This is a genomic window from Methylotenera sp., assembly GCF_029946165.1.
In the GTDB taxonomy this organism is placed as follows: Bacteria; Pseudomonadota; Gammaproteobacteria; order Burkholderiales; family Methylophilaceae; genus Methylotenera.
Map to the genome: position 1 here is coordinate 185,667 of NZ_JAQSDZ010000005.1, position 13,052 is coordinate 198,718.

Annotated in this window: 10 protein-coding genes, 1 tRNA gene and 3 pseudogenes; 7 read left to right on the forward strand and 7 right to left on the reverse strand. The window is 44.0% G+C overall.

Going from position 1 to position 13,052, the window contains the following annotated elements; all coding sequences use genetic code 11:
• Window positions 1-28 precede the first annotated feature (28 nt).
• The 5 genes from secG to trfA all read left to right on the forward strand — a co-directional run bounded on the left by secG (window position 29) and on the right by trfA (window position 3,397).
• Window positions 29-382, forward strand: a complete 354-nt coding sequence (secG, locus tag PSV17_RS03145) for a preprotein translocase subunit SecG (protein ID WP_300479614.1) — start codon at window positions 29-31, stop codon at window positions 380-382.
• Window positions 383-413: 31 nt separating this feature from the next.
• Window positions 414-499: transfer RNA gene (locus tag PSV17_RS03150), tRNA-Leu, on the forward strand.
• A gap of 175 nt (window positions 500-674) precedes the next feature.
• Entirely contained in the window at window positions 675-1,871 is a 1,197-nt protein-coding gene (locus PSV17_RS03155; RefSeq protein WP_300479617.1) for an integrase arm-type DNA-binding domain-containing protein, read from the forward strand.
• 487 nt (window positions 1,872-2,358) lie between these two features.
• Window positions 2,359-2,541, forward strand: coding sequence for an AlpA family phage regulatory protein (locus tag PSV17_RS13905; protein ID WP_366910283.1), 183 nt, complete (start codon window positions 2,359-2,361; stop codon window positions 2,539-2,541).
• Window position 2,542: 1 nt separating this feature from the next.
• On the forward strand, window positions 2,543-3,397 hold the full coding sequence (gene trfA, locus PSV17_RS03160) for a plasmid replication initiator TrfA (RefSeq protein WP_300479619.1): 855 nt from the start codon (window positions 2,543-2,545) through the stop codon (window positions 3,395-3,397).
• Between the two features lie 586 nt (window positions 3,398-3,983).
• Here the strand turns inward: trfA and PSV17_RS03165 are convergent.
• The 3 genes and pseudogenes from PSV17_RS03165 to PSV17_RS03175 form a co-directional block, all read right to left on the reverse strand.
• Complete coding sequence (locus PSV17_RS03165; protein WP_300479622.1) at window positions 3,984-4,193, reverse strand: hypothetical protein; 210 nt, start codon at window positions 4,191-4,193, stop codon at window positions 3,984-3,986.
• A 562-nt stretch (window positions 4,194-4,755) separates the two neighbouring features.
• Window positions 4,756-4,917, reverse strand: a complete 162-nt coding sequence (locus PSV17_RS03170; protein ID WP_300479625.1) for a hypothetical protein — start codon at window positions 4,915-4,917, stop codon at window positions 4,756-4,758.
• 39 nt (window positions 4,918-4,956) lie between these two features.
• Window positions 4,957-5,211: pseudogene (locus tag PSV17_RS03175) on the reverse strand (transposase); the annotation flags it as partial.
• A 56-nt stretch (window positions 5,212-5,267) separates the two neighbouring features.
• On the opposite strand from PSV17_RS03175, the pseudogene PSV17_RS03180 reads away from it, so the two are divergent.
• A pseudogene (locus PSV17_RS03180) lies at window positions 5,268-6,822 on the forward strand (IS3 family transposase).
• Between the two features lies 1 nt (window position 6,823).
• Here PSV17_RS03180 and PSV17_RS03185 read toward each other — a convergent pair.
• From PSV17_RS03185 to PSV17_RS03195, 3 genes are all read right to left on the reverse strand, one after another.
• Window positions 6,824-7,015, reverse strand: a complete 192-nt coding sequence (locus PSV17_RS03185) for a hypothetical protein (protein WP_366910285.1) — start codon at window positions 7,013-7,015, stop codon at window positions 6,824-6,826.
• Window positions 7,012-7,983, reverse strand: coding sequence for a hypothetical protein (locus PSV17_RS03190; RefSeq protein ID WP_300479627.1), 972 nt, complete (start codon window positions 7,981-7,983; stop codon window positions 7,012-7,014). Before PSV17_RS03190 ends, PSV17_RS03185 begins: the two co-directional genes overlap by 4 nt.
• A 66-nt stretch (window positions 7,984-8,049) precedes the next feature.
• The gene (locus tag PSV17_RS03195; protein WP_300479629.1) at window positions 8,050-8,307 is read right to left on the reverse strand and encodes a hypothetical protein; all 258 of its coding nucleotides are present in this window, start codon (window positions 8,305-8,307) and stop codon (window positions 8,050-8,052) included.
• Window positions 8,308-8,617: 310 nt separating this feature from the next.
• Between PSV17_RS03195 and PSV17_RS03200 the strand changes: the two are divergent.
• Window positions 8,618-8,866, forward strand: a pseudogene (locus tag PSV17_RS03200) (IS3 family transposase); the annotation flags it as partial.
• 490 nt (window positions 8,867-9,356) lie between these two features.
• On the opposite strand, the gene PSV17_RS03205 reads toward PSV17_RS03200, so the two are convergent.
• Entirely contained in the window at window positions 9,357-12,863 is a 3,507-nt protein-coding gene (locus tag PSV17_RS03205) for a methyl-accepting chemotaxis protein (RefSeq protein ID WP_300479631.1), read from the reverse strand.
• Window positions 12,864-13,052: the final 189 nt, after the last annotated feature.

Consider the following 13,052-nt stretch of genomic DNA (forward strand, 5'->3'; position numbering starts at 1 on the left):
ATAAAAATTAAATAGCATTAGGTGGAAAATGGAAAAATTAGTATTAGTCATTCATGTAATAGCAGCATTAGGCGTGATTGCTTTGGTTCTGTTGCAACACGGTAAAGGTGCAGATATGGGCGCTTCATTTGGAAGTGGTGCATCTGGCAGTTTATTTGGTGTATCAGGTTCAGCTAACTTTATGAGCCGCGCAACTGCTGTTTTTGTATTAATATTCTTCACTACAAGTTTAACATTAGCCTATATGTCTAGCCATAAAGAAGGTAGTGGCAGTGTGGTTAAAACGATGGCAGAGAAAAATGCTTTAGGTAAGACTACTCCAGCATCAGGAGCGGATACTGTTGCTCCTCCAGCAGCTCCGACACAGGATATACCAAAATAGTTAAATCTACTGAGCTCAGTCTCAGAAAAATGCCGTCGTGGTGGAATTGGTAGACACGCAACCTTGAGGTGGTTGTGACGAATAGTCGTGAGAGTTCGAGTCTCTCCGTCGGCACCATTTAAGAGTTTTTAACAGTTCTAAATAGTTCATTTTAGACCGTAAGTTATTAATTAATAATAGTTTTATTGTTTGTTATGGTTCTGCATAGTTCTGAATGGTTCGTTTGCAACCGCACTAAAATGATGGTATAAGTGTTGGTATCTTAGGTTTTTGCAAATTACGATACCAACAAATGCTAAATGACATAAAAATAAAGGCTGCCAAGCCTTCCGAAAAAGACTACAAACTTGCAGACGAAAAAGGTTTGTATCTCTTCATTAAATCTACCGGCTCTAAACTTTGGCGAGTTGCTTATCGGATCGATGGCAAGCAAAAAACACTCTCACTCGGCACATATCCAGTTGTTACCCTAGCAGATGCGCGCGCTAAGCACTTAGAAGCGCGAAAATTGTTGGATAGAGGCGCTGACCCATCCGAAGCTAAAAAATTAGCTAAAACCGCACGTTTTGAAGCTTTAACTAATTCCTTTGAAGCGGTTGCACGTGAATGGGTGCTTGTGGCCAAGCAAGGCAAAGTGGCAAGCTATCAGCACAACACCATGCGTCGCCTTGAAATTCACCTGCTGCCGTGGTTAGGTAAAAAGCCCGTTGATGCAATCACGCCAATGGAAGTTTTAGCCTGCATCAAACGCATTTGTGACGGCAATAAAATTGAGACTGGTCATAAAGTGCTTAACATCGCCAGTCAAGTGTTTAGATACGCCAAGCAACATGGCAAATGCCAAAATAACCCTGCCAGTGATTTATCTAGCGCTCTGCCTCAGCCGCAAGTTAAACACATGGCGAGCCTAATCGAGCCTGCGCAAGTGGCAGAGTTATTACGTGCTATTGATGGTTTTACAGGCACCTTTGTGGTGAGGCAAGCTTTGCGATTGGCACCCTTGGTATTTGTTCGCCCAGGGGAGCTACGCAAAGCAAAATGGGCTGATATTGATTTAGATGCTGGTACATGGAAGTATCTTGTTACCAAAACTAAAACAGACCACCTGGTACCGTTATCAAAACAAGCAATTGAAATTCTACGCGATTTATTCCCAGTAACAGGCCATCGCGAATACGTCTTTAACAATGGTCATGACCCCATGCGTGCAATGTCTGAAGCCGCAATCAATGCAGCACTTAAGCGCATGGGCTACAACACGCAAACTGAAATCACAGGGCATGGCTTTAGAGCGATGGCTCGAACCATTCTGCACGAACGTTTAAATATCGACCCACATATCATTGAGCATCAATTAGCGCATAGCGTGCCAGATTCATTAGGCACCGCCTACAACCGCACAAAGTTTATCGAGCAACGCACAGCCATGATGCAAACGTGGGCTGACTATTTAGATGGGTTGAAAATGGGCAATGGGGTCGTTACCTAACAGAGGTATTATCTGCTGGGTTAATTTGCACACCACTTGTGGTTCCACGGATAACCCACTCAGTAAACATTGGGCGATCATTACAAATGATACAAACCATTTCTGCTGTTGGCTCACACCTGCCTATAATCAATTTCGACCATTCTTGAGCCGTAACAGAACCTTGCATCTTTGGTTCTAGACAGTTAAAAAAGATGCTCCCCCTTGGCGACGCATATTCATAAATAACTCAGGCCAACCAATTCAGTCATATCAACACCTAAAGATTTAGCTAGAGCAGGAAGCTTTTCTTTAGCAGTTCTTCCAGTTACAAATTAACTTCTTACAGTTTGCTTAGTTTCAGACTAATAAGTAACTAATATGCCGATAATTATTCGCTTTCTTTACACCTATAAACTCTTCCGTAAACTGCAATTTAGTTGATGGTTCTTGTTGAACCGCAAGTCCTACTCCGAACACTAGTTTACTTTAAAGAAAGGCATTAAAAATGAATGAGCCAGTAGTAATTTCTCTTCAGCAGCTATTGCAGATTATCCCGTTTTCAAAAACTAAAATCTATGATTTGATAAAAAATAACGAATTCCCCGCGCCCCGCCGAATTGAAGGAACGCGCAAAAGCCTTTGGCGCAGGGATGAAGTAAATAATTGGGTATTAGTGCACGCTAAATAAAATGGGTGATAGCGGCCACCAAGTAGCCATAAATGCTGCTCAACAGCGCGCCTATCTTAAGAAGAGGGGGGTTCGTCTTGACCAGCCATGCCAGTTAGATATTCTATTTCCAAGTATCATCACCGATCGAGATGATTTAAGGCATATCCCTAACGACTATGCGAGATCATCTCTTTTTACGGCAAGAAATAAATCTGTGCCACGTAAAACACTCACACGCGAAAAGCTGTTTTGTTACAACGAGTATATAACCATCTTATACACTGGCATTGAATTGCGCGCGGAGGATGATGAACTTGTTTGGTTGCAAATTCTGCACTATAGCCAAACAGTGCCCATGGGACTGCCTTTCAAATTCACGATTAAAGATTTAGTAAGAGATGTGGGCTGGGCAAAAAATGGGAATAATTACAGGCGTGCTAAGAATTGCATTTCGCGCTTAAGGGCGAATGAAGTTTTGTGTTTGAACACTAAAGCATACGGCAAAAGCGAGCCAATTTCTCTGATTAAAGATTATGAATCTATCAACGACGAAAATGGCAGCCAGATGGCTTATAAAATGTGGGTAGATTTAAATTTAATTTTATTATTTGCTGGAAATACATTTACAAGTCACGATTGGGAGTTATATCGGGGCCTTTCTCAGGTTGCTCGTCGCCTCGCTGACTACGTTGTTAGCCACGAAAGACCATTTCCCTTGGCAATTGAAAAACTAAAAAAAATATGTGACTCTACCGATCTTAAGGCTACAAGTTGGCGACAAACTGTTAGAAAAGCTTGCTGCGAATTAGAAATAGCAAAAATAGCAAAAATAGCCAATTTGGGAATCGATGACAAAATATTATTTGTTAGATAAACATAATTTTAACATCGTGACGTTTGACCTACAGTGCGTGACGTTTGGCCTACGAAATTTAGTAAACCATAGGTCAAACGTCACGGTTTTAACTAAATTACCAGTAAAATTTTAGATTTTTTGAATTAAAAATAAAGTTATCAACAACTGGCAAGCAAACTGGGGGAGTTATCCACAGAAATCGTGACGTATGACCTACGTTTTCAAGTTTAAATCTAAAAAATCGTGACGTTTGACCTACAAAATCGTGACGTTTGACCTACAAAATCGTGACGTTTGACCTACACTCATTATTTACAACTTATTGAATATGCTAAATAAATACACTCTTTTTTACGACACTAACCGTTCTTTTAACCATTCTTTAACCAAACCATTAAAAACTTAACCATAAACGTACACAATACGGCAAGGCTGTGCCCTCACGCTTCGCGTTCACCGCTGTTTAAAATATTGGATAGCAAAAAAGGGTGGCAGTTTGGAGGTTAAAAGGCAATAGAGTGATTTTGTAGTGGGGTAGGTGTGATTATTACAACACAAGTAACATATTGGTATCGGTCGCCTAAAAATGACAGCTCACGTCGCTTTAAAATAAATTGTGTACAGATTTGGTCCTTTTTATAACATTGCGGGAAGCCAATAATTCCGACTCTGTCGGCTTTGCTTCTTGTACCGATCTCTTGGCTTGACTGTTGCTTAGGCCATCAGCCCTTAGTTTGTTAAGCATCAAACGGCGCGCATAATTATCTGCCAGATTTTTTACTTCCAATTTTTGTTTTAATTGTAGGCCTTCCATTTTCGTATCCTTTAAAATTTGACTACAATTGTTTCAGTTGCGTATTAGTCACCAAAGTGTTTGTTTGGGCTATTTGCAATCTGAGGTTGGATTCGAATGATGTCCGTCTATAAGCAAGTGCTCTGTTTCGTGCAATATCTGCTTTAAAAGATAGGGCTGTTACGCCGGCTAGGTCATTCAGTTTCGATGACTGCAATACTGTTGCAATGGCCATTCCATAAGGGAACGGCACCGTCCGTGGTCGGCACAGAGCCGACCTTAACTACCATTGATTAGGCTGCCCAATAGCGGACAGTTGCGAATGCACACTAAGTCCCCAAAGCAGCCGCCAATCTTCTGTATCCTATCGTGGCTGAGGCTCAATTCATAATTGGTCAATTTGATATTAGAGATAAGCTAGTCACCATATCCTCTGGTTAATAAAGTAGATTGCTAAAAGTCTGGGTGTTTTTTAAGTCATGCATTTGAAGCATTCTGTTGTCACGTACATTTAAAAGCATAACGCTTGTTTTATGCTTTTTACTATAAAATTAGCAATTCGTGCAAAAGTATCATTGACTAACTAGTTCTCATCCATAAACACCTGCTTTTCAAATTCCCAGACACATGATAGCGCCATAAAAGCGAGCAGGAAACCAACAACAACAACCATTTGTTGCATTATCGCTTTCGCGCCATCCACTCGCCTCAGTTTTGACATTTTCAAGGCGAGCGCAACCATCATGGCACTACATATTGTAATTTTCTTTACAGCTTGCCAGGTTTAAATCGACAACCGCGCAAACTTCTGCAAGTTGTAAGCCAGCACCGACGACATCACATAAGCCTTGAAATGATCCAGCCCCTTCCAGGTGCAGCGATCCAGCCCGAATGAACGTTTCAGGTTCGAGATATTGCCCTCGATTCCGGCACGGAAGCGCTTGAGCTTATTGTAAACCCATTCGCTCCCAGTCATGGCTTCGACCGTCATGCCGCGCTTCTTCGGCAGACCCACGGCCTTGATGCCCAGCTCTTTTGCCCCCTGTGTCAGACTAGTTGTCGCCTCTAAATTTTAATTTTAATTTGGAGGAAGCAATGCAAAACCGTTATACAGAAGCTTTTATCGAACAAGCATTAATTAAGTGATATTCACGTGGTGACAAGACCATAAAGTCGGTTGCTGAAGAACTGAATATGAACATTTATACGTTAAAGAACTGGTTAAAAACAAAGGCAAAGATAGTAGAAAAAATGAATATTTCAACCATAAAAGAGCGACGCCCCCAGGATTGGAATGTCGAATCCCAGTTACACGCATTACATCAAACGCATGCATTATCTGGCGAAGCATTACAAGCTTGGTGTCGAGAAAACGGCCTATTTCCCCATCACCTAACTGATTGGAAAGCAGCGTTTTGCGCTGGCATCAAAACACCCACCAACCTCCGCGAAATGCGCACATTAAAAGAAGAAAATGCGCGGCTGAAGCGAGAATTAACGCGTAAAGAAAAAGCCTTGGCGGAGGCGGCAGCGTTACTTATTTTACAAAAAAAGTTCCGAGCGCTTTGGGAGGGAGAGGAAAAATGACCCGCCTGACAGAGCGTAGCAACATCATCAAATTGGTATTAGAAGCCGTGGCTTCAGGTGCGCGCTTGTCGTGCGCCTGCTCAGTGATTTCCTTGAGTTCACGCACATTACAACGTTGGCAACTCGCTCCACTTTGCGGGGATCAGCGCCCCGTTCGTGTTCAGAAGCCCAAAAACAAGCTCAGCGAATTGGAGCTAATAAGGCTACTTTCCGTGGTCAATTCGGAGGAGTTTGGTCGCCTATCGCCAAGTCAGATTGTACCCACGCTGGCTGATCGCGGACAATAGTTCGCTTCTGAATCAACGATCTATCGCGTGCTAAAAGCGGTCTATCAAATGACCCATCGCGGTGCTGAGCGACCTGCACAACCGCGTCACAAGCCACGCGCGTTTGCTACGACAGCCCCTAGGCAAATATTACCTATCTGCCGACGTTGGTCATGGGCAGCTATTGTTATCTGTATTTATTCATGGATATTTTTAGTCGCAAGATTATTGGCTGGCAGGTTTACGACGTGGAAAGTAGTGCACTTGCTGGTGAAGTGATGCGAGATATTTGTCTAAGGGAAGACATCCTACCCAATCAAGTGGTCCTGCATTCTGACAATGGCAGCCCGATGAAGGGGGCTACCATGCTGGGTACATTACAGGCGCTAGGCGTGATGCCTTCATTTAGTCGCCCGTCAGTCAGTAACGACAATCCCTATTCTGAATCACTCTTCAAGACGATGAAATATCGCTCCGATTACCCCGTTAAAAAGTTTGAAAGCCTGCTGTCTGCAAGGCAGTGGGTGGGCAAATTTGTTGATTGGTATAATAATGAACATCGTCATAGCGCCATCAAATTTGTGACACCAAGTCAGCGTCATGATGGGCTAGATGTTGAATTGCTAAAGAAGCGTGCTGCGGTCTATGAATCTGCAAAAGAAACCCATCCTGAACGCTGGAGCGGTGATGTACGTAACTGGCAACCCATTCGCATCGTGCACCTAAATCCAAATCAGAATATCGTCAAATCACATATGGAAAAGGAGGTCTGTTTAGAGGATAAAGTGGCAGCATAAATCAAATACTTAGGCGACAACTAGCTTGAAAAATTCCGTTTGCGGCATCAATATTTTCACGGCTGGCATAGCCCGCATCGGCGGCCACCTGATTCGGCAACTTGCCATACACCTCATCTACGCGCTTGATCATCGGCAACAGACGGGAGCTGTCCGCAGGGTTGCCCGTCTCGATCACGGTATCCAGTATCATGCCGTGCTTGCCGCTGCTAAAGTTGATCTTGTGGCCAATTGCACGCAGCGTTTGTCCTTGACGATGATGTCCGTATGCGGCTCGAACAGGCTGGTCAGCTTTTCTGCGGCGAGAACCTTTTCGCCTTTGACAGCACGGCGTTCGGCTTGATCAATAATACGCCCAATCAAGGGGAGGTAATGCGCAGCCTTTGCTACCCAATCCGACCATTCGCCATGCATCAGCATGGTGTCTTGTACGATGCCCGATATTTTGCGGGTGTATTTGATGAGCTTTTTGTAATACGCTCGCCTCTTCTCATCACCCTTGCAATTGCGGATCGCCGTCACCAGTTTCTTTACTACCCGCTGATGGCAGGTATAGCTCAACTCAGGGCAACGTTGCCGCGCATCCTGCATCATCCGGCTCATGACCCGAACCGCATCACCCAGCAGACTGCTGTCCCACGGCGCATGAATCGGGCTGTCTGTCACAGTGCTGTCGATGCGGATCACTTTGGCGCTTTCGAGCTTCGTCTCCAGTGCACCCCGCACGAGCAATTGACTGATGCGCTCCCATGTCTCTGCCCGGATCAGGCTGATTGCGCCCTGCAAGGCTGAAGCCTTCGGATACAAGCGGAGTGGGAGTCTGGAAAATCCACGATTGACTGCCGAGTCCGTCAAATGGAAGGCCAGTTCATCGTAGGTCCATTGCCAGTATCTGAGTAGCAATCCTGAGCGCAAAATAGATTCGATGGTCATCCCGGAGCGACCGGTGTCTTTCAAATTCTTGCGTTGGATGTCGGCCTCAACCCAATTCAATATCTCAAGATGATTGTCCATCCACCCCGAAATCTTGCCAAGCTCATGCGCAATTTCGTGATTGACGGAAATTTCATATATACTCATTTGGCTTGTGCGTTTCATGCGCATTTTGCACCTCCAGTGGTTTTGTTTATTGATTATAATCAATGGCTTGACTGTAATCATACGCTTTTCCGCTGGAACTTCCATCTCTTTTTTGGGTATTTTTATAACAAATTCATGGACTTACGTTTATGGATGAGAACTAACTAATTTATTCAATTCATCATCTTTCCAATACTTGGTTCCTTTAACTGTGGCTTGTAATGCCAAACCACTCTGAGTTAACTGATAAATTGTAATCCCATCTATTAAAGCCTCACCTCCAACTGCAGATCCTTTTTCACCTGCCTTCGCTGCCGCATCAGCATGCCCGCCAAATACCCATCCGTTATTGATAAACTTATCTAAAGTTGCTTTTGCGTGCTCCTTTTTACAGCAGACTACCATCTTAATTCACTGTCCTAAAATTGGGGTCCACTATAGAGGGCGCCAAAATTTGTTCAGCATCGCTTATGGATGACGCAGCTGATTAATTGAACTTATGAAATGAAAAAGCCACTGTAGATAAACTCTCAGTGGCTTTTTTTACGGGAGGACAAAATACCTTAGAGCTTGATTGCCTCAAACGCCTCCACCATCGCTTTGTCGCTCAGTATCCTGGCATTAGGATTAGCGGTCTTTAGCTCTGTCGCCAATTGCGCAATTAGACCCAGGAACTTCTCCCTGTCAGTTACTGGCTAAACATCAACAGACGGCCAGCATGAGTGGCAAAGGTCATTGTGATGACAATGCTGTGATGGAGCGATTCTTTTTAAATTTAAAAATGGAGTGTGTATGGCAAACTCATTATGCCAACCATCAAGAAGCCATCAGGGATATTAGTCATTATATTGTTGCTTTTTATAATGCGTGTCGACTACACTCAACCTTGGGCTATCTATCGCCCAATCAGTTTGAATCTAATGTGGCAGAAATACACCAAAATACGTCGATTGAGGTGTCCTAATTTATTGGACCACTACAGTTTTGGCTGGATGAAGGATATTGGCCTGATGCGCAAATTGAGTCATCGCGGAAAGAAGTTGGTAAATCAACTCCTCCTGTTTACAGATGCGGCTTACAATCTGGTCAGAATGAGACGATTGTTGGCGTAATGCGGCATAAATCCGCCCATAAAGCGGAAAAACGGGGAAATTCCCGTGAAATCGGCCTGTTTCCGGCTCAAAAAACGAGATGTCGCTGAAAAATTCACTCGAAAGAGCGGGTAAGGGGAAATAAATGTGAGTTTTTCAGCAGCCTGCTAAAGTAAAATTTAACTTGCCCACATCTTCTACAAAGCATTTTATGCCCCTCTATCTAGTGGTAATTTTATGATTTACTTTGTGTGTGCTTAAGCATCACAATATGTTCTAACATGGATAATCGTCTTGAATTTGACAAATAAATACCTTTCCACATTTTGTTTTTTGATTGCTTACAGATAGCCAATTTCAAGACTAGAACTCTTCCCAGCCACCATCGCCAGTCGTTGTTTTAGCTGCGACCTTCACTGGCGCTGACTTTGCAACAGGCCCGGCAGCTGGACGCGTTGCTGGGCGACTAGCTATTGGCCGAGATGGTGTTTTATGGGCAATTAATGAAACATTGTTGCCGCCATTCAGCTTAAATGCACTTACCGTATCCATCAGGCTATTTGATTGTTCTACCAGTGATTCAGCCGCAGCTGCAGCCTGTTCTACCAACGCGGCATTTTGCTGCGTAGCTTCATCCATGCTGGTGATGGCTTCATTGACTTGGTCAATACCAGCACTTTGTTCAATAGAGGCAGCGGCAATCTCGCTCATGATGTCGGTCACGCGTTGTACTGAACTGACGATCTCTTGCATGGTTTTGCCAGCGTTTTCCACCTGGATGGTGCCTTCGGCTGTTTTATTTACAGAGTCAGTGATAAGTCCTTTGATCTCTTTGGCTGCAGCCGCTGAACGTTGGGCTAAGTTACGCACTTCACCTGCAACTACGGCAAAGCCACGACCTTGTTCGCCTGCTCGTGCGGCTTCTACCGCAGCATTCAGCGCCAGGATATTGGTCTGGAAGGCGATGCCGTCAATGACGGAAATAATGTCTTCAATCTTTTTAGCACTAGCGTTAATAGCACCCATCGTGCTGACGACTTGGCCGACGACTTGCCCCCCTCTAACCGCTACCGTTGAGGCTGAGGCCGCTAACTGGTTGGCTTGTTTGGCGTTCTCAGAGTTTTGTTTAACAGTTGAAGCGAGCTCTTCCATACTTGAAGCGGTTTTTTCCAGACTGCTCGCTTGTTGCTCTGTGCGGACGGAAAGATCGGTGTTACCTGTGGAAATTTCACCCGCAGCGGTGTTGATGGTTTCACCGGCTTCACGCACTTGCGTAATGATTTCGGCCATCTTGTTCATGATGGCATTTACACCATCACATAAAGCAGAAACTGACCCAGACTTACCTTCAAGCGGAATGCGATTGGATAAATCACCTTTAGTCGCTTCTTCTACGATATTGGCAATTTCATTCTCAACGTTTCGTTCGGCGGTAATATCCAGCCACTCTAATGCTGTCCCTAAACGCGTACCTTCTTCATTGATAATGGGGCTGGCGGTTAATTTGAAGATTAAACCACCCACCGGTACTGTGGCCACATAAGCTTGCGTTAGCGACGCCAGCAGGCTTCTTTGATGCGAGGGGTTTTTATGGAAAATATCAAAGCTTCGACCCACGATTTTATTCGGGTCAAATTGTGGCAAGGCTTTTTTGAATTCTGATATTGATGAGCGCATGAGTCTTTCAGCGGAGGCACTCATGTACAAAATAACGCCATCGTTATCTGCCATCATCATATTCACTGAAGCGTTATCTAGCGAGGTCTTGATTAGGCTGGCAAAGGCGAAGGCCTTTTTATTGGCTTCATCCGCATTCTTTTGCGCGGTAATATCGGTGGCATATTGAACCATCTGGAAGGGCTTGCCATTTGAATCCATAATTGGATTAAATGAAGTTTGTAGCCAGAACTCTTTACCGCCTTTGCCTATGCACTTGTAGTCGCCACTGATGGCTTCACCGCACCCTAGTTTAGCCCAGAAACTCTGGTATTCCGGACTGGCTTTATAGGCCGCATCCACAAACATGCTGTGGTGTTGGCCTATCACTTCTTTGGGGCTGTAAGCTGTAAGCGTTGCAAAGTTGTCATTCACAGCGGTTACTTTGCCATCCAGGTTAAACGCTACAATGCCTTGTGATTTGCCAATCGCCTCTATTTGGCCTTCAAAGCTGGCATTTTTGAGCTTGTCTTCCGTCACATCCGTAGCGTATAGCACCACTTTGTAGGGCTTGCCTGTCTCGTCTAGAATCGGATTGTAAGAAGCTTGCAACCATGATTCCTTGCCACCTTTGCCGACAAAGCAGAATTCTCCAGTGATTGCCTCACCATTACCGAGTTTGTTCCAGAACTGTTTGTATTCATCACTATTGGCCGTGGTGCTAGTCACAAAAGTGCTATGGGGTTGCCCCATCACCTCATTTAAGCTGTAGCCAATAGCCTTTAACAGAACATCATTAGCGGCAAACACTTTGCCATCCATGCTAAATTCCATGACGCAGGAGGATTTAGCAATGGAAGATAACTGGCCTTCGTACTTGATTGATGTAGCTTCTATCTTTTTAGATAAATCCTTCTGCTCGTTCACATTAACATTCAGCATCGTTTGCATCGTTTTGAGTGCGCGTAATACGTCACCCATTTCATTGTTGCCTACAGCATTAATACTATAATTTAATTCGTTTGCAGCAATCAGTTTAAACACATGAATTGCTTGTTTTAGCGGATTGGTGATTGTGCGGGCGATGAATAAACCCAACCCCACCATGAGTGATATTGCTAACAACAATCCACCAATGGCTATTATGCGTACGGTTTCATAGGTTTTGACGGCAGCCTGATACGAATTGTTTGCCATTTCAAACTGTAACTTAACTAAAGCTCCGGCTGCTTGACTAGCATTTTCACGCAATGGTGCTGCTTGGCTATAGATTTTTTGTGCTTCCGCATAGTTGTTGGCACGCAAGGCAACAATGCCGATCCGACTCATCCCTGCATCAAATTTGTCACGGGCTTCCTTATAGGTTGTTGCCAGGATTTTCTCTTCTGGTGAGAAATTACTAGTCATGTAACCATCCATTAATGTGTCGATGCTTTTAATATTACCTTCCATCGTATCAGCCGCCTTGGCAGCCACTTCAGCATTCATCACTGGCGCTACTTCTTTGCCTTCTCTAACATGACTGGCTCTGTTAATGGCGGAACTTAATTGGGTGAAGTTGTTTTCTCTAAGTGTTTCAATCGCATATAAGTCTTTAACCGGCAGCATACGGTTGTCGTACACCGCTTTAAGGTTGGTATTGGCATGCTCAAGCGCATTCAAGGAATAAACAATGAGTGATGTTGCTATCAGTACGTCAACCGCCACCATGGTAAATAAACGATTGATGACCTTGAAATTTTGCAACCATGTTTTTAATTTATAGCCGAGTGTATCGTGCACCCCTTTACCCTCGACAATACGTAAGCCTTTGGCTTTTCCCTCTTTAAATAAGCGATAAGCTGCGTCAGCCCCTTCTACTTGTTCTCGTGTTGGTTTTCTGCGCGCAGAAAGATAACTGGTGATTTGACCATTCTCAAAAATTGGTGTGGCATTGGCTTCTACCCAGTAAAAGTCACCAGATTTAGTGCGGTTTTTAACCAAGCCAGTCCAAGGCCTTCCTGCTTTTAACTGTACCCACAAGTCAGCGAACGCCTCAACGGGCATGTCAGGGTGGCGCACTATGTTGTGGCTAGCACCCAACAATTCTTCTTCAGAATACCCACTCATCTTAATGAAATCCTGGTTCACGTAGGTGATAATGCCTTTAAGGTCGGTTTTGGTGAGCATAAACTCATCATCACCGAAGAAGACTTCATGGTTAGTGACTGGCATGTTGATTTTCATAATGCTATTACTCCCTACCTATTAAGTTAATTTAAGCGACTTTTTAAAAATAGCGGCTACGATTCAAATATATAATAATAAATGCTCGGATTGAGCAAGCAACGCCTCAACCTCTTCAAAGAATTCTTCATAAGGGCACTTCTATAAATTCACTCTATTGAGAAAGTTACGATAAAT